Here is a 16,284-nt window from a genome sequence, read left to right as displayed (position 1 = left end):
CAGGTTAGAGGAGATTCTCCCCCTCGCCCGGGAACCGGACCGCGTCGGCGAGGGCGGACGCGAGCACCTCGCGGGCCTCGGCCAGCGACGGGCCGTACCAGGTGAGGTGCCGGCCGCTGACCAGCGCGGCGGGGACGCCGGGGAAGAACCCGGGCCCGTCGTCGGCGGTGAACCGGTACGGCTCGTCCGGCAGCACCACCAGGTCGGGACGGGCGGCCAGCAGCTCGGGAAGGGGGACGCGCGGGTAGCGTTCGGCGTGGCCGGCGTAGATGTTGCGGACGCCCAGGCGCAGCAGCAGGTCGCCGGCGAAGGTGTCGCGTCCTGCGACCATCCACGGCTTGCGCCACACCGGGATCACCGCCCGCCGCGTCCTGTCCGTGCCGGCGGACGCCGGGCCGCCGCCCCATGCGCGTTCGGCTGCGGTCAGCCACGCGGGCTCGGGCAGCCCCATCGCGGTGACCAGCAGCCGCCGCAGTGACGCGAACGCGTCGTCGAGGGTGCGGACGAGCGTGACCCAGACTGGCACCCCGGCGGCGCGCAGCGTGTCCAGATCGGGGACGCGGTTCTCCTCCTCGTTCGCCACCACCAGGTCGGGACGCAGCGCCACGATCGTGTCCACATCGGGGTTCTTGGTGCCGCGCACCCGGGTCACGTCCAGGCCGGCCGGGTGGGAGCACCAGTCGGTCGCGCCGACCAGCAGCCCTGGGGCCGTGGCCGCGACCGACTCGGTCAGCGAGGGCACCAGGGACACCACCCGGCGCACCTCACCGGGCACCCGCACGGCCAGGCCGAGATCGTCATGGCGGAGCGTCATGCGTCCTGGCCTTCCCCCTCGTACGCGGCTCGCGCCCGCCGTACGGCCCCGGCCCACTGGGCGCGGCGCTTCGGCGGGTCGAGCAGGGCGCAGTCGTCGCACATCCCTCCGCCGGGGACGCGGTAGTACAGGCAGCAGCTCGTCCGGACGAAGAAGTAGTGGCCGGGCGCGGGCTCGGCGAGCCGCCCGGTGCCCGCGAGCGCGCCGTGCCCGAGCACCCCGCGCACCAGCCGCGCCGCGCGGGGGCCGAGGTCAGGGCGGGCGGCGGGGAGGGTGCGCAGCGTCCCGGCCAGCGACGAGGCGGCGTTGCCCCACAGCAGCGACGCCGAGACCTTGGTGACGCGGCGCACGGACTCGACCAGCGGCTCCAGCAGCTCGGCGGCGACGACCCGGTAGACCGTCGCGGAGCCGTCCTCCACGGGCCGGCGTGCCCGTCGGTGGCCGCTCCCGGCCTCCTCGGCGTCGCCGTCGCCGTCGCCGTCGCCGTCGCCCGAGCCGGGCCGGCCGCCATCGCCTGCGCCGGGCAGCCCGCCGTCACCCGCGCCGGGCCGGCCGCCCTCGTCCACGGTGAGCCAGTCGGACGCCGGGGAGGTCCACAACGGGAGCGGGCCGGTGGGGACCGGACGCCACATGATGTGCGCGGGAGCCTGGGCCGGGAGCAGCCCCCGGGCGGCGACGGCGCCCACGATGGGCGACCACAGCCGGGCCGCGAGCCCCTGGAACAGGATGGAGGCGGCGACGCGGCTCTCTGCGGTGCCGAGCCGGTGCGCGTAATCCTCGATCTTCGCCCGCAGGGCGGCGGTGTCGGCGGCGAGTTCCCCGAGCGGACGCCAGGCGCCGTCCTCGGCGAGCCCCGGATCGGTGGAGATGGCGAAATAAGGGCCGATGGCCGACACCTCGGCCAGGGCCGCCACGACCGACTCGGAATCCGCCCGCACGCCCCTCACCCCCCGGCCACGCCGCCCAGCCTCGGCTCCACCGCCGCGCCCTCGCCTCCACAAATGGTCCCACGCCGCCCCGTGCCGCCACCCGCTGTTGGTTCCACGCGCGTCCCGTGCCATCGGCCGTGCCGCCCGCCGCCACCCGCCGCCCCGTACCCGTTGCCGGTTCGACGACGTGCGGAGCGCTCGCGGCGGATGTTACCAACAGGTCAGTAACTTGTAATGTGAGGTTGTCAATCGAGCCAAGCGGGCCGACAGTCTGAGCAACAGCCGATCGGGGGATCACCCCAGGAGCCAGCTTGGACATCCGCCGCCGCACCCTCGTTCTCATCTCGGCAGTAGCGTTCCTCTTCCCCGCCTCCGCCGTGGTGCTCCCGTCCTCCGCCGCCGCCGAGGCCCCTCCGGTCCCGGGCGCGATGGCGTCGATGGGCGACTCCATCACCCGTGGCTTCAACGCCTGCGGCTTCTATGTGGACTGCACCTCCCGTTCGTGGTCCACCGGATCCAGCGGCAACGTCAACAGCCACTACCTGCGCCTGCGGGCCGTCAACCCCTCCCTGGTGGCCTACAACGACGCCAAGTCGGGCGCCACGGTCTCCGACATGCCGGGGCAGGCCCAGCGAGCCGTCTCCCAGGGCGTCGACTACGTGACGATCCCGATCGGGGCCAACGACGCCTGCGCCTCCTCCGAGAACGGCATGACGTCGATCGCAGACTTCGAGGCCGATTTCCGCGCCGCCGTCGGCACCATCGTCACCGGGCTGCCGGACGCGTCGATCTTCGTCGCGAGCATCCCCGACCTCAAGCGGCTGTGGCAGGTGGGCAAGGGCGACCTCGCCGCGCGCGCCGCGTGGGCGGCCCTGGACATCTGCCAGTCGATGCTCGCCCGTCCCCGCTCGACCGACGCGGCCGACGAGGCCCGGCGCGACCGGGTGCGGCAGCGCGTGGCCGACTACAACACGGTGATGTCGCAGGTGTGCGCCGAGCAGCCCGCCTGCCGGTACGACGGCGGCGCCCTGTTCGGCTACCCGTTCTCGCTGTCCGACCTCAGCGACTGGGACTACTTCCACCCCAACACCAACGGTCAGCGACTGCTCGCCGAGGTCACGTACGCGGCGAGCTTCGGCCTGAGCTCCCAGGACGCCGCTGACGCCCGCTGACGCCCGCTGACACGGCGCCCCGGAGCGCCGGCCCCGGTCAGGGCACCAGGTAGGCGGAGTCCCTGACGTCCGTGATGGCCATGTGGCCGGGCGCGTGGCCGATGGCGAACGGCGGACGCGAGCGCATCACCGCCGCCTGGGGTGTCACCCCGCAGGCCCAGAAGACGGGGATCTCTCCGGGCCGCACCTCGACCGGTTCGCCGAAGTCGGGCCGGTCGAGGTCGGCGACGCCCAGCGCGTCCGGGTCGCCGATGTGGACCGGTGCGCCGTGCACGGCCGGGTAGCGGGACGTGACGCGCACCGCCGTCGCCACCAGGTGCGCGGGCACCGGGCGCATGGACACGACCATGGGGCCGGACAGCGTTCCAGCCGGCCGGCAGTCCCGGTTCGTGCGGTACATCGGCACGTTCGTCCTGGTCTCCAGGTGCCGTACGGGCACCCCGGCCTCCAGCAACGCTGCCTCGAAGGTGAAGCTGCAGCCGATGAGGAAGCAGACCAGGTCCTCGCGCCAGTACGCGACCACGTCGGACACCTCGGCGACCGGCTCCCCGTTCTCGTAGACCCGGTAGGCGGGCAGGTCGGTGCGCAGGTCGCCGCCGAAGATCGACGCCGTCGTCTCGCCCGGCTCGGTCACGTCCAGCACCGGGCAGGGGCGCGGGTTGCGCTGCGCGAACAGCAGGAAGTCGTACGCGCGGTCCTTGGGCAGCGCCAGCAGGTTGGCCTGCGTCCAGCCGGACGACCAGCCGGACGTGGGCGTCACCAGCCCTTCACGGAACAGCGAACGTGCCTCTCCTGGCGCCAGCAGAGCGGGATCCACCATGCCTTCGTCCTCCTAGTCCTTGATGTGGCCGCCGGTCGTCTCCGGTACGCGACCAGTCCGCGTGCCCCGGTACGCCGGCCGGATCGTGTGGCGCGGCGCGCCGGTCATGAGCGGGCCAGGCGGAAGCGGACGCGCTGGCCGGGGCGGGTCTGGGCCGCGCGGTCGACGTCGGCCGTGCGCACCACCGCGATCACCGGGTACCCGCCCGTGACGGGATGGTCGGCCAGGAACAGCGTCGGCTGTCCGGACGGCGGCACCTGGAGCGCCCCCGGGACCATCCCCTCGGGCGGAAGCTCTCCCTCACGCGCCCGCGCGAGGACCGGTCCGCGCAGCCGCATGCCCACCCGGTTGCTGTCCACGGTCACCTCGTACGGCCCGGCGCACAGCGCCTTGAGCGCATCGGGGGCGAACCAGTCGTCCCGCGGGCCGGGAAGGATCTCAAGGACGGGTTCCTCCGCGTACAGGGGAGTCACCGGGGCGAGGTCCACCAGCGGGAAGTCCTCCGGCGGCGGCCCCACAGGCAGCGCCGAGCCGCGCGCCGGGCGGTCCGGCCCCACCCCGGCCATGATGTCCGTCGCCCGCGACCCGAGCACCTCCGGCACCTGCAGCCCGCCGCGTACGGCGACGTACGTGCGCAGGCCGCGCCTGGGCACGCCCAGGCGCAGGGCGGCGCCGTCGGGCAGCCGTTCGACGGCCTGGTGGCCCACGCCTCGCGTCCGTCCCGCGGCGTCGGTGACGGTGGCGGGGCACGGCGCCCCGGTCAGGGTGAACAGCAGGTCGCCGTGGGCGCGCACCTGGAGACCGCCCAGGGTGACCTCCAGCGCGGCGGAGCCTTCGGGGTTGGCCAGCAGCCGGTTCGCCAGGCGCAGCGCGCCCCGGTCGGCCGCGCCGGAACGGCCGACGCCGAGATCGGCCCGGCCCGGACGCCCGAGGTCCTGCACCGTCGCCATCGGCCCGGTGGCCAGCACCTCCAGCCACCGCGCCGCCACCCGCTCACCGGACGTCCCTGCCGCGTGCTCATTCGTGCGAGACGTCCCTGTGCCGGGCGTCCCTGCCGCCTGCTCACGCGTCAGCGGCGTCTCTGGCTCGTGCTCACCCACGCCGGACCTCCCCGTCGCCGGTCTCGGCGAACCGTACGCGCATGCCGGGACGCAGCAGCGCGGGCGGGTCGGCGGCGAGGTCCCACACCGTGAGCGGGGTGTGCCCGATGAGCTGCCAGCCGCCGGGCGACTCGCGCGGGTAGACCGCGCTGTACCCGGCCGCCAGCGCGACCGCCCCCGCAGGGACCCGCACCCGGGACTCCGTGCGCCGGGGGACCCGCAGCCGCGGGTCGCCGCCGACCAGGTAGGCGAAGCCGGGAGCGAATCCGGAGAAGGCCACCGTCCACGGTGTTCCGGTGTGCGCGTCGATCAACTCGCGTTCCGAGAGCCCGGTCAGGGCGGCCACGTCGGCGAAATCGTCCCCCTCGTAGACGACGGGGACCGTGACCTCCCCTCCTGCGGGACGCAGGCCGGCCGCCGGGCGGGCGCGCAGGATCGCCGACTCGACCGGTTCGCGGCACGCGGGCCGGTCGAAGCGGACCAGCAACGTCCCCGCCGCGGGGAGCAGGTCGGTGACCCCGTGCGGCGGGTCTCCGGCGAGTACCTCGTACAGGGCCAGGACCTCCTCGACCCCGTCCAGTTCGACGAGGACGGCGCTGTCCCCGCACCGCCGCAGGCGCGGGCTCACGACGCCTCCTTCCCGGTGAAGGGGGCCAGTGCGACGCCGCACCCGGTGAGGGCCTCGCGCACCCGGCGGGCCATGGCGACCGCGCCGGGGCTGTCGCCGTGTACGCAGATCGACGCGGCCCGGACGCGCAGCGGCGTGCCGTCGATCGCGGCGATCGGCTCGCCGTGCGCCATGCGCAGGCAGCGCTCGGCCACCTCGTCGGGGTCGTGCAGCACCGCGCCGGGCTCACTCCTCGGCACGAGCGTGCCCTGGGGGGTGTACGCCCGGTCGGCGAAGCACTCGGTGACGGGGGTCAGGCCCGCGCGCTCGGCCAGGCGCAGCCACTGCGAGCCGGGCAGGCCGAGGACGGGAAGGCCGGGGTCGTAGGCGCGGACGGCCGCCACGACGGCGGCCGCCTGAGCCTCGTGGTGCACGATCGCGTTGTACAGGGCGCCGTGCGGCTTGACGTAGCTCACCCGTGTCCCGGCGAGCCGGGCGAACGCCTCCAGGGCGCCGATCTGGTACACGATCTCGTCGGTGAGCGTCTCGGGCGGCACGTCGATGAAGCGCCGCCCGAAGCCCGCCAAGTCGTGGTAGCTCACCTGGGCGCCGATCGCTACCCCGCGCGCGGCCGCCGTCTCGCACGTGCGACGCATGATCGTCGGGTCGCCCGCGTGGAAGCCGCAGGCCACGTTGGCGCTGGTGACCACCGAAAGCAGCGCCTCGTCATCGCCGAGACTCCACCCTCCGAACCCCTCACCGAGGTCGGAGTTGAGGTCGACCGTTCTGATCAGGCCGGAGCCGGCGGCTGTAGCGATCGGGCCAGACATGTTGAGCTCCCATGTCCTCGTGCGGATGGGTCGGGAAAGGTCTCGTGCGGGCGGGCGGGTCAGTCGAGCCGTCGGGCGCGGGTCTCGGGCAGGCCCAGCAAGGCCACGACGGCGAGCCCGTAGGCCAGGGCGCCGAAGGCCATGGCGCCGCCGACGCTGTACGCCGTCGCCAGGTACCCGATGATCGTAGGGAAGAAGGCGCCGATGCCGCGGCCGACGTTGTAGGTGAAGCCCTGGCCGGTGCCCCGGATGGCGCTCGGGTACAGCTCCGACAGGAACGCCCCGAACCCGGAGAAGATGGCCGAGGAGCAGAACCCGAGCGGGAAGCCGAGGAACATCACGTACTGGCCGGCCGAGCTCGGCAGCTGCGTGTACAGCAGGATGAGCACCCCGCTGAGCACCGAGAAGATGGCGAAGGTGCGCTTGCGGCCGATCTTGTCGGTGAAGTGGCCGCCGGTCAGGTAGCCGAGGAACGCGCCGGTGATGAGGAAGACCAGGTAGCCGCCCGTGCCGATGACCGACAGGCCGCGTTCGGTCTTGAGGTAGGTGGGCACCCACGTGGCGAGCGTGTAGTAGCCGCCCTGCACGCCGGTGGCGAGCATCGTCGCGAAGACGGTGGTGCGCAGCAGGCCGCCGCTGAAGACGGCGAACGGGGGCACGCGTTCGCCGGTGGCCCGCTGCTCGGTGAAGACCGGCGCGTCGCTGACGTTGCGCCGCACGTAGATCACCAGCAGCGCCGGGAGGGCGCCGGTCCAGAACAGCACCCGCCAGGCGAGGTCCTCGTCGGCGAGCTGGAACACCAGCGTGTAGGCCAGGACGGCCACGCCCCACCCGATGGCCCAGGAGCTCTGGATGACCGCGACGGCCCGGCCCCGGTGGCGTGCCTGGGCGTACTCGGCGACCAGGATGGCCCCGGCCGCCCACTCGCCGCCGAAGCCGAGGCCCTGGAGGGCGCGGAACCCGAGGAGGGTCTCGTAGTTGGGCGCGAGCCCGCACAGCGCCGTGAAGACGGCGTAGACGGTGACGGTGATCATGAGCGTCCTGGCGCGCCCGACCCGGTCGGCGAGCACGCCCGCGATGATGCCGCCGAGCGCCGAGCAGACCAGCGTGGCGGTGGCGAGCAGCCCGGTCTGCGCGGGGCCGAGGCCGAAGGTCGCCGCGATGGCGGTCAGACCCAGGGGGAGCACCCAGAAGTCGTAGGAGTCGAGGCTGTAGCCGAGGAAGGCCCCGGTGAACGCCTTGCGGCCCTTGGCGCCGAGCGTGGAGTACCAGGCGAGCGAACCCTTGTGGGGCTCGTCTTCCCGGGAGAGGTATGCGGGTGGTTCCGGCTTGGACGATGTCGTCATGGCGCACCTCGCTGCCACTTTGCCAGACGGGAGACGCCACCGTTTCGGCGAGGCCGAGCGGTGCCCCGAGCGTCTCGTGGCTCCTAGCGAGCCAGTGCATTCAACATAAGGATCGTTCAACGATCTGGCAATAGCCTTGTGCTAAGATTCCACTTCACAACCGGAAGATGAAGGGGCTGAGCCGTCGTGACCGATGGTGCCGCCGGGGTCACAGAACGCCTCGCCGAAGACCGCGCCCTGCTCGGGCGCACCAGCACGGCCGAGCGCGTCGCCGCCATCCTGCGCGAGCGCATCACCGAGGGCATGTTCGCGCCCGGCACCCGCCTGTCGGAGGAGTCGATCGGCGCGGCGCTCGGCGTGTCCCGCAACACGCTCCGCGAGGCGTTCCGCCTGCTCTCACACGAGCGGCTGCTCGTCCACGAGCTCAACCGCGGCGTGTTCGTCCGCCGCCTCACCGCCGAGGACGTCGTCGACCTCTACCGCGTCCGGCGCCTGATCGAGTGCTCGGCGATCCGCCTGGCCGGCGGCCCGTCCCCCGAGGTGCTCGCCGACCTGCGCGAGGCGGTCGCCGGCGCCGAGCGCGCGGCGCGTGAGCAGCGGTGGGAGGACGTCGGCACGGCCAACATCCGCTTCCACCAGGCGATCGTGCAGCTCGCCGGCAGCCCGCGCCTGGACGAGACCATGCGCCGCCTGCTCGCCGAGCTGCGGCTGAGCTTCCTTGAGATGGACAACCCCCGCGCGTTCCACGAGCCCTACCTGTGGCGCAACCGCGACATCCTCCGGCACATCGAGTCCGGGGACGCCGAGGGCGCCGAGCGCCTGCTCGCCGACTACCTGGCCGACGCCGAACATCAGCTCATCACCGTCCACTCCTGAACCGCCGCACCTGCGGCACCCTTCGCGCCTTCCGTACGGCCCTCGGCCCGCGTCCGGGGAGGCTCCGGCTCGGGCCGGCCGTGCGTGGAGGGTGCGCGCGTTGGGCAGGGGGATCCCTGTGAGAGTCGTGGTGCTGTCCGACACGCACGCTCCGCGGTACTGGAAGGCCTGTCCGCCGCGGGTGGCCGGCCATCTGCGCGGCGCCGACGTCATCCTGCACGCGGGGGACGTGTGCACGGCCGGCGTGCTGGAGGAGCTGGCCGCGTACGCGCCGGTGCACGCGGTGAAGGGCAACAACGACGGCCCGGACGTGCGGGCGCCGGAGACGCTGGAGCTGGACCTCGGCGGGCTGCGGGTGGCCATGATCCACGACAGCGGGACGGCCAAGGGGCGCTGGGCCCGCATGCGGCGGCGCTTCCCGTCCGCCGACCTGGTGGTCTTCGGCCATTCGCACATCCCGCTGGACCACGCCGGGGAGGGGCTGCGCATCTTCAACCCCGGCTCGCCCACCGACCGCCGCCGCCAGCCGCACGGCACGATCGGCGTCCTCCACATCGAGGACGGCCGCCTGCTGCACGCCGAGATCATCCCCGTCACCTGACGGAGCTGCCCCCCAAGGGTTGGGTGCGACTTCTGCCGCGGATCCTGATACGGCTGCCGCCGCCGATCGGCGCGGCGCCGGGGTCTAGTCGGTGGCGGGGGTGGAGCGCTGGAGCCGGGTGATCTCGCGGAAGGTCTGTTTGAACAGGGCGTAGACCTCCTCGCCGACGGCCTCGGCGTGGCGGCGTTCGATGTCGGCCACGATCGCGTCCGAGCGCCGCATCTCGTCGAGCCCGAGGGGGGTGGGCACGATGAGCTTGGCCCGCCGGTCCTGAGGGTCGGGCTCGCGGCGCACGTAACCGAGCTCGGCGAGTTCGTCGACGAGCGTGCCGATCACCTGCTTGTGCTGGCCCGACTGCAGCGACAGGTCCGTGGCGCGGCTGCCCTCCTCGTCGAGGTACGCGAGCACCGCCCCGTGCCGGGGGCGCAGCCGGGGATGACCCTGCCGGGCGAGGGTCTCGAACAGTTCCTTCTGGACGGCGAACAGCGTCTGCCCGGCCATGATGCCGAGATCCGGATCGATCTTCTTGCGCTCGCTGCGCCGCATCGAGGTCCCCTGTCCGTCGCGTTCATCAGTCATGTATATTGATAGTCACTGATTTTGACTTTATCGGTCTTCCATCTCACTGGGAGGAGACGGCGATGACCACCGTAGAACTGACCAGGTTCCACGTGGCACCCGATCGCGTGCAACCGCTGCTCGCCGCGCGGGCGGCGATGCTCGCCGACTTCCGTGCCGACCGGGCGGGCTTCCTCGGCGCGAGCCTGGTGCGCCTGCCCGGCGACCAGTGGCTCGACATCGTCCGCTGGCGGACCCCCGAGGACTTCGCGAGCTCTCGTGCCAAGGGCGCGAACCTCCCGGGCATCAAGGCCTTCTTCGAGGCCATCGACCATGTGGTGTCCGCCGAGGAGGGCGCCGCCGTCGAGGTCGAGGACGAACGATGACCAGCTGACCACCTGGCCACCTGACCACCGGCGTGACCGGCGGCGACGTCTCCGGCGCGCTCCCGCGTCCTGAGATCTTCGCGCCGCGAATCCGCGGCGGCCGAGGAGGGAAGGTACCTGGGATCGATCAGGGGCCGGCGGCCCCCGGCCGAACGGGAGGCGGGCGGATGGGCGAGGTGGGGACGATCGTCGTGCGCGGGCTGTGCGGCGGCCTGCTGGTCATGGCGTTCGCCCTGGTCGGCGAGATCGTCAGCCCGAAGCGGTTCGCCGGGATCTTCGCCGCGGGTCCCGCCGTCGCGCTCGCGGGGATGGCGGTGACGCTGGTGGTCATGGGGGACCGCCAGGTCGCGCAGGCCGGGTACGGCATGATCGTCGGGGCGGTGGCGCTGGTCGCCTACTGCGCCTCGGCGGTCTCCCTGGTGCGGCGCCTGGGAGCGGTCGCCGGCAGCGCGGTCGCGATGGTCGTCTGGGCGGCCCTCTCCGCTCTCGGCTGGGCGCTGATCCGGTGAACGGCCCGCGCTCGCGCCGTCCGGACAAGGTGCGCGTCCAGCCCGGCAAGATCCGTGAGGTGTCGCTGCCCGGCATGGCGCTGCGCTTCGCCTTTGGCGCGGCCGTGTCCGTGGTCGCCGCCCTGGTGGGCAAGCGCTGGGGGGTGACCGCCGGGGGCGTGTTCCTGGCCTTCCCCGCCGTCATGGCGGCCACGCTCACGCTGATCCAGGACGAGGAGCACAGTCGCGTCCCCGTCGCGCAGGACGCGCGCGGCGCGGTGCTGGGCGCGGTCGACATGATCGCCTTCGCGGCGTGCGTCTGGGTGCTGGCCACGCGCATCCCGGCGGCGCCGGCCATGCTGATCGCGACCCTGGTCTGGATGGCCGTCTCAGCCGTCCTCTATTGGATCGTGCGGCGTCACACGGATGACGGATAGTGGTGCGCGTCGGCGGCCTTGTCACGCCGGATAGGCATGGGTTTCTGTGGCCTTGACCGAGGCCCAGATCGTCCGGCCGGGCACCAGGTCGAGCTCGGCGACGGCGGCGGGCGTGATGTCGGCGGCCGCGGGGATCGGCCCTTCCAGATGGACGCGGACGTTGTCGCCGTGGCGCTCGACGCCCTCGATGCGCGCCTGCCAGAGGTTCCGCGGGGTGCCGTCCGGGCGGGTCCGGTACAGGGCGACCGCCGACGGCGGGAAGGCGACGAACACCGGCCCGCTGAGCTGCTCGGCCACGCTGAGAGTGACCGCATCCACGGTCACTCCGCGCGCGCCGTCGGCCTCGCCGCGATAGAGGTTGAGACCCACCAGACGGGCCACGTAGTCGGTGCGCGGCCGGCGCGCGACCTCGGACGGAGCGCCCTGCTGGACGATCGTCCCGTCCTCGATGACCACCAGCCGGTCGGCCAGCACCATGGCGTCCAGCGGGTCGTGGGTGACCAGCACGGTGGCCCCGTCGAAGTCGGCCAGGTGGCGGCGCAGCTCGGCGCGCACCTCCAGCCGCGTGTGGGCGTCGAGCGCGGCGAGCGGCTCGTCCAGCAGGAGCAGGCGGGGCGCGACGGCGAGGGCGCGCGCGAGCGCGACCCGTTGCGCCTGCCCGCCGGACAGCCGGCGCGGTCGCGCGCCGGCGTGGGCGGCGAGCCCGACCCGCTCCAGCCACTCGGCGGCGACGCGGCGCGCCTCGGTCCTGGACGCGCCGTGGCAGCGCGGCCCGAAGGCGACGTTCTCCAGCGCCGACAGATGGGGGAACAGCAGATAGTCCTGGAAGACCACCCCGACGGGCCGCATCTCGGTCGGGACGGAGTGCAGCGGGCGCCCGTCCAGGTCGACGCGCCCCGCGGACAGCGGGGTGAGCCCCGCCAGCGCGCGCAGAGCGGTGGTCTTGCCGGCCCCGTTCGGGCCGAGCAGCGCCACGACCTCGCCCGCCGCCACCTCGAAGGAGATGTCCAGGCGGAACCGGGGCCGGTCGACGGTCAGCCGGGCGCGCAACGTCACGTCCCGCTCGCCGGCGTCGTCAGCGGTCACGCGCCGCTCACCCACCTGTCGCGCAGGCCCGCCAGGACGATCACGGAGACGGCCAGCAGGAGCAGGCTGAGCACGATAGCGGCCTCCGGGTCGGTCTCCAGGGCCAGGTACACCGCGAGCGGCATGGTCTGCGTCCTGCCGGGGAAGTTGCCGGCGAAGGTGATCGTGGCGCCGAACTCCCCGAGCGCGCGGGCCCAGCACAGCACGGCCCCCGCGGTGATCCCCGGGGCGACGAGCGGCAGCGTGACGCGGCGGAAGGTCGTCCACCGCGAGGCGCCGAGGGTGGCGGCGGCCTCCTCGAAGCGCTGGTCGGCGGCGCGCAGCGCCCCCTCGACGCTGATCACGAGGAAGGGCATCGCCACGAACGCCTCGGCGAGCACGACACCGGCGGTGGTGAACGGCAGGGTGACGCCGAAGGCCTCGTCGAGCCACCTGCCGACCAGGCCGCGGCGGCCGAGGACCAGCAGCAGGGCCACGCCGCCCACCACGGGAGGCAGTACCAGCGGGACCGTCACCAGAGCCCGCACCACCCGCCGCCCGGGAAAGGTGGCGCGCGCCAGCAGCCAGGCCAGCGGCACGCCGAGCACCAGGCACGCCGCGGTCGCCACGGTGGCGGTGAGGAGCGAAAGCCGCAGCGCTTCGAGAACCCGGGGCTCGGCCAGCCGGGTGAGCAGAGTGGGCCAAGGCGCCCTGACGAGCAGTCCGACGAGGGGCAGTACGAGGAAGGCCAGCCCGGTCACGGCGGGCAGGATCAGCATCCACGGCACCCGTGCGCGGATGCGGTCCTCGCCGATGTTCATGACGCCTCTTCGGCTGCCCGGGCGGTGCGGAGGGTCGTCACGGACCTCACAATACCCGCGCGCATTCCCACCGTAATGGGCGATGGCCATCGCATCCACCCAAGGACGGCGCGCCTCCCCCTCGTACCTGCGGCAGGCCGCACGAGGCGAGCGGTCCGGTCATGGAAGGCCCGGGGCGGGGGGATGGGGCCGGGCGTAGGGCGAGCGCGGGGGGATGTCACCGGGAGGACTCAAAGTCCTTACCCCAGATCGTCTCGTGGCGAGTGGCGCGGCCCGGCGCTCCGGCGGCGGCCGGTAGGGGGGTCGATAGCGCGGTAGGGGTGGCCGGCGGAAAGAGATCTTTTTGTTTTTCTTCGGGCCGGGAGGCCGCTCTTCCAAAAGCGGCCGGAAAAGGAAGAATGCGACCGGAGAATTCAATCTCCAGCCGCATGTCAGCCGTCTGCCACTACGGGGATGTCAGCCCCAGGGGGTGTTGATGTCGCCGGTGGGGGTCGGGGTCGGGGTCGGCGTCGCGGCCTGTGTCTGCGGGGTGGCCGGGGTGGTCGCGGTCGTGGTGTCGGCCAGGGCCATGCCGGCGACCGCGGAGCTTCCGCCGAGGGTGACGATGGCGATGACGGCGATCCGGGCGGCGGCGGACTTCATGTTCTTCGTCATTTCAGCTGACCCCTTTTCTGTGGCCTTCGGCTTGTTCTCTCCCGTTGTTTTCTCCGGGCAATTACGAAGGTATTAGGGGTCACTATCCAGACGTTATCGCTCCGCTTCTGTTTCACCACCGCCGAACTGGGGTGGGACGATAGCGGCTTATCGCGGCCCTTCGGGCGGGTGCGCGGGCCGGTTCCGCCGGACGCGTGCGGGCGCCGCGGGGCGGACCGGCGTGCTCGGCCCGCGCACCCGTGGCATCCGCAGGGCGCTGAAGGTAGGAGGCGGGTCGTCTGATCGCTACCGTGTCGATCGTGAAGCCACATCGACGTACGCGGCGCGGTGGCCGCGCTGAGCGGAGCACCCGGCCGGCGAAGGAACCGCCGGCGGCGGAGCCCGCCGGGCTCGCGGGCATGGACGTCGTGCTCGTCGGCTACTTCTCCGCCAAGGAGCGGCAGTACCTGGTGATCATGGACGAGTTCGCCGGCTCCGTGGCGGCCCTCGGCGCGCACGTCGTGGGGCGGTTCGTCCAGCGCCGCGGCGTTTCCGACGGCGGCGTGCGGACGATGGACATGCCCTACTCCTCCCGCACCCTCGTCAGCGCCGGCAAGGTGGAGGAGATCGCGTCAGTGCGGGAGAAGACCCGCGCCGACGCGGTCATCTTCCTCAACCCGCTGACCGCGCAGCAGCGCGAGACCCTCGCCGGGCTGTTCAACTGTCCCGTGCTGTCCTCGCGGGACCTGTCACCGTGACATCCGGGCACCGCGGGCGGAGGCCTCCGCGAGCACCTCTGCCGGACGGAGGCCGTGGCCGGTCTGCCGGACATCGGACGCCCAGCGCCCGCCCCCGGCGTGAGGGCGGGCTGACGCCCAGGTCAGGGACGACGTGATGGACGTGTCCCTGACGGGCGCGACGCTCGTCGGCGGGTCTCGCCGAATTGTGAGCGCTAACAATCGCTGTCGCTCGGTTGAATCGATTTTCCTGGCGCGGGCCCTCTTCGTAACTCGGCGTGACGCGGCCTGTCAACCCGCCCCCCTCCCAGGGTGAAACGTTCAGTCGTCCGCGGCCCCGTGCCACGTCGTCGCCGTTCCGTCGGCGCGTGGAGAACGCGCCGCTCACCGGCCCCGTACGGCGGCCGGGCGGCCTTCGGGACGTGGCCGCGCGGGCGCGCGCCGGCCATTGCGTGATCGTGATCGCGGACGTACATTCGCCACCACCTCACCCCTCCACAGAAAAGGGGCGGGCCCAACACGGCGCCGACCGCGTGGCCGCGACAGACGGCCGCCGGGCGCCGGCCTGGCGCGGGATGCCGGGCACCGGCGAACGCGCACCGCGGCGGCCTCGTCGCCTCCGGCTCGGGCCGGGGCGGCCCCGTCCGAGCGCGTCACCGCCCTGCCCGGAGAGTCCCGCCGCCCGCCCGCCCTTCGCCGCGGCGCGGGCGGCCCCCCAGACAACGGATGAGGACAAGGAATGAACGCCATGACAACCGTGCCCGGAGCCGGCCCGCGCCGCGGGCTCCGGGGCACGCTGACGGCGGTGGCCGTCGCCGTGGCCGCCGTGTGCGCCGCGGCGCCGCTGCCGGCGCACGCCGGAACGGCTTCCGGGGCGGCCGTGACCGGAACGACCGCGCAGCGGGCCGTGGCCGGGACGGCCGCTCAGGGAAGCGCGGCCGGGACGGCGCCGCGGTCCGCCACGGTGAGCGCCGCCCTGCCCGCCCGTGCCGCCTACCCCAACCCGGGTTACGTCACCGGCGCCATCTCGGTGCACGACCCGTCGATGATCAAGAGGCCCGGCGGCGGCTACATTCTGGTCAACACCGGCGACAACATCGCCATCAAGACCTCCACGGACCGGACGGCGTTCCGCGACGCCGGCACGGTATTCCCCGGAGGCGCGCCCTGGACCATGACCTACACCGGAGGCAGCCGCAACCTGTGGGCGCCGGACATCTCCTACCGCAACGGTAGGTACTACCTGTACTACTCGGCGTCCACCTTCGGCTCCAACCGCTCGGCGATCTTCCTGGCGACCAGCACGACCGGGGCGTCCGGGAGCTGGACCAACGAGGGCCTGGTGATCGAGACCAGGACCTCCGACAACTACAACGCCATCGACCCCAACCTCGTCGTCGACGACCAGGGCCGCTGGTGGCTGTCCTTCGGCTCGTTCTGGTCGGGCATCAAGCTCATCCGGCTGGACCCCGCGACCGGCAAGCGGGCGGACTCCTCCCTTCTGTCCATCGCCGGGCGCAACGGCGGCGCGATCGAGGCGCCGTACATCTTCAAGCGCGGCTCGTACTACTACCTGTACGTGTCGTTCGACCTGTGCTGCCGGGGCGCGTCCAGCACCTACCGCGTCATGGTGGGCCGCTCGACCAGCGTCACCGGCCCCTACGTCGACCGCAACGGCGTCGCGATGAACGCCGGAGGCGGCACGGAGATCATGGCCGGGCACGGGAGCATCCACGGCCCCGGCCACCAGTCCATCTTCGCCGACGTCGACGCCAACGTGCTCGTCTACCACTACTACACCGACAGCGGCGCCTCACGACTCGGCATCAACCTCATCAACTACGACTCCGCCGGCTGGCCATACGTCTACTGACGCGAGACGGGGGCCGGGCGCGGCCCGGCGCCCGTCCGTGCCGGTGCGCGTCTGTGTCTCCGGGGGCCTTGCGGGACGCGCTTTCTCGAAGCCAGGGTGCTCTGTGCCGGTGCCGGGTGGACGGCGGTGGGGCCGCTCTGCGTTCCGAGTAAGACGGTCGGCATGTACTTTTCATCGTCGGAGCTTCGCTC

At 73.0% G+C, this 16,284-nt stretch carries 19 protein-coding genes; 8 read left to right on the top strand and 11 right to left on the bottom strand.

The genetic code is table 11. The annotated features are described in order from the left end of the window. Window positions 1-4: 4 nt before the first annotated feature. Window positions 5-814 carry a helical backbone metal receptor gene (locus tag ACZ6QO_RS26860; RefSeq protein WP_465854379.1) on the bottom strand — a complete coding sequence of 270 codons (810 nt, stop codon included), beginning with the start codon at window positions 812-814 and terminating at the stop codon, window positions 5-7. After that, window positions 811-1,752: a (2Fe-2S)-binding protein gene (locus ACZ6QO_RS26855; RefSeq protein ID WP_465854378.1), complete on the bottom strand. Its 942-nt coding sequence runs from the start codon at window positions 1,750-1,752 to the stop codon at window positions 811-813. Before ACZ6QO_RS26855 ends, ACZ6QO_RS26860 begins: the two co-directional genes overlap by 4 nt. A 302-nt stretch (window positions 1,753-2,054) precedes the next feature. Between ACZ6QO_RS26855 and ACZ6QO_RS26850 the strand changes: the two genes are divergently transcribed. Next, window positions 2,055-2,915, top strand: a complete 861-nt coding sequence (locus tag ACZ6QO_RS26850; protein ID WP_465854377.1) for a GDSL-type esterase/lipase family protein — start codon at window positions 2,055-2,057, stop codon at window positions 2,913-2,915. Between the two features lie 37 nt (window positions 2,916-2,952). Here the strand turns inward: ACZ6QO_RS26850 and ACZ6QO_RS26845 are convergent, their stop codons facing one another. From ACZ6QO_RS26845 to ACZ6QO_RS26825, 5 genes are all read right to left on the bottom strand, one after another. Next, window positions 2,953-3,735, bottom strand: a complete 783-nt coding sequence (locus ACZ6QO_RS26845; protein ID WP_465854376.1) for a putative hydro-lyase — start codon at window positions 3,733-3,735, stop codon at window positions 2,953-2,955. 104 nt (window positions 3,736-3,839) lie between these two features. Further along, complete coding sequence (locus ACZ6QO_RS26840; RefSeq protein WP_465854375.1) at window positions 3,840-4,835, bottom strand: 5-oxoprolinase subunit C family protein; 996 nt, start codon at window positions 4,833-4,835, stop codon at window positions 3,840-3,842. Beyond that, window positions 4,828-5,463, bottom strand: coding sequence for a 5-oxoprolinase subunit B family protein (locus ACZ6QO_RS26835; RefSeq protein ID WP_465854374.1), 636 nt, complete (start codon window positions 5,461-5,463; stop codon window positions 4,828-4,830). Before ACZ6QO_RS26835 ends, ACZ6QO_RS26840 begins: the two co-directional genes overlap by 8 nt. Continuing rightward, on the bottom strand, window positions 5,460-6,272 hold the full coding sequence (locus ACZ6QO_RS26830; protein WP_465854373.1) for a LamB/YcsF family protein: 813 nt from the start codon (window positions 6,270-6,272) through the stop codon (window positions 5,460-5,462). Before ACZ6QO_RS26830 ends, ACZ6QO_RS26835 begins: the two co-directional genes overlap by 4 nt. A gap of 59 nt (window positions 6,273-6,331) precedes the next feature. Then, window positions 6,332-7,618, bottom strand: coding sequence for an MFS transporter (locus ACZ6QO_RS26825; protein WP_465854372.1), 1,287 nt, complete (start codon window positions 7,616-7,618; stop codon window positions 6,332-6,334). Window positions 7,619-7,804: 186 nt separating this feature from the next. Here ACZ6QO_RS26825 and ACZ6QO_RS26820 point away from each other — a divergent pair, with 186 nt between their 5' ends. Then, entirely contained in the window at window positions 7,805-8,494 is a 690-nt protein-coding gene (locus ACZ6QO_RS26820; RefSeq protein ID WP_465854371.1) for a GntR family transcriptional regulator, read from the top strand. Window positions 8,495-8,612: 118 nt separating this feature from the next. Further along, window positions 8,613-9,095 (top strand): metallophosphoesterase family protein, encoded by a 483-nt coding sequence (locus ACZ6QO_RS26815; protein WP_465854370.1) that lies wholly within the window; start codon window positions 8,613-8,615, stop codon window positions 9,093-9,095. 84 nt (window positions 9,096-9,179) lie between these two features. On the opposite strand, the gene ACZ6QO_RS26810 is transcribed toward ACZ6QO_RS26815, so the two are convergent. Beyond that, the gene (locus ACZ6QO_RS26810) at window positions 9,180-9,674 is read right to left on the bottom strand and encodes a MarR family winged helix-turn-helix transcriptional regulator (RefSeq protein ID WP_465854369.1); all 495 of its coding nucleotides are present in this window, start codon (window positions 9,672-9,674) and stop codon (window positions 9,180-9,182) included. A gap of 62 nt (window positions 9,675-9,736) precedes the next feature. On the opposite strand from ACZ6QO_RS26810, the gene ACZ6QO_RS26805 reads away from it, so the two are divergent. From ACZ6QO_RS26805 to ACZ6QO_RS26795, 3 genes are all read left to right on the top strand, one after another. Next, window positions 9,737-10,039, top strand: a complete 303-nt coding sequence (locus ACZ6QO_RS26805; RefSeq protein WP_465854368.1) for an antibiotic biosynthesis monooxygenase — start codon at window positions 9,737-9,739, stop codon at window positions 10,037-10,039. Window positions 10,040-10,206: 167 nt separating this feature from the next. Next, window positions 10,207-10,548, top strand: coding sequence for a DUF3147 family protein (locus ACZ6QO_RS26800; protein ID WP_465854367.1), 342 nt, complete (start codon window positions 10,207-10,209; stop codon window positions 10,546-10,548). After that, window positions 10,545-10,964 (top strand): DUF3147 family protein, encoded by a 420-nt coding sequence (locus ACZ6QO_RS26795; RefSeq protein ID WP_465854366.1) that lies wholly within the window; start codon window positions 10,545-10,547, stop codon window positions 10,962-10,964. Before ACZ6QO_RS26800 ends, ACZ6QO_RS26795 begins: the two co-directional genes overlap by 4 nt. Before the next feature lie 21 nt (window positions 10,965-10,985). On the opposite strand, the gene ACZ6QO_RS26790 is transcribed toward ACZ6QO_RS26795, so the two are convergent. The 3 genes from ACZ6QO_RS26790 to ACZ6QO_RS26780 form a co-directional block, all read right to left on the bottom strand. Then, entirely contained in the window at window positions 10,986-12,050 is a 1,065-nt protein-coding gene (locus ACZ6QO_RS26790) for an ABC transporter ATP-binding protein (protein ID WP_465854365.1), read from the bottom strand. Next, window positions 12,047-12,850 (bottom strand): molybdate ABC transporter permease subunit, encoded by an 804-nt coding sequence (gene modB / locus ACZ6QO_RS26785; RefSeq protein WP_465854364.1) that lies wholly within the window; start codon window positions 12,848-12,850, stop codon window positions 12,047-12,049. Before modB ends, ACZ6QO_RS26790 begins: the two co-directional genes overlap by 4 nt. 456 nt (window positions 12,851-13,306) lie before the next feature. Further along, complete coding sequence (locus ACZ6QO_RS26780; RefSeq protein WP_465854363.1) at window positions 13,307-13,504, bottom strand: hypothetical protein; 198 nt, start codon at window positions 13,502-13,504, stop codon at window positions 13,307-13,309. Window positions 13,505-13,803: 299 nt separating this feature from the next. Here ACZ6QO_RS26780 and ACZ6QO_RS26775 point away from each other — a divergent pair, with 299 nt between their 5' ends. Then, the gene (locus tag ACZ6QO_RS26775) at window positions 13,804-14,241 is read left to right on the top strand and encodes an HflX-like GTP-binding protein (protein WP_465854362.1); all 438 of its coding nucleotides are present in this window, start codon (window positions 13,804-13,806) and stop codon (window positions 14,239-14,241) included. A 718-nt stretch (window positions 14,242-14,959) separates the two neighbouring features. After that, window positions 14,960-16,093, top strand: a complete 1,134-nt coding sequence (locus ACZ6QO_RS26770) for an arabinan endo-1,5-alpha-L-arabinosidase (RefSeq protein ID WP_465854361.1) — start codon at window positions 14,960-14,962, stop codon at window positions 16,091-16,093. Window positions 16,094-16,284: the final 191 nt, after the last annotated feature.

This window comes from Sphaerisporangium sp. NPDC049457 (genome assembly GCF_055586705.1).
This window is presented reverse-complemented; position numbering and strand designations above follow the sequence as displayed.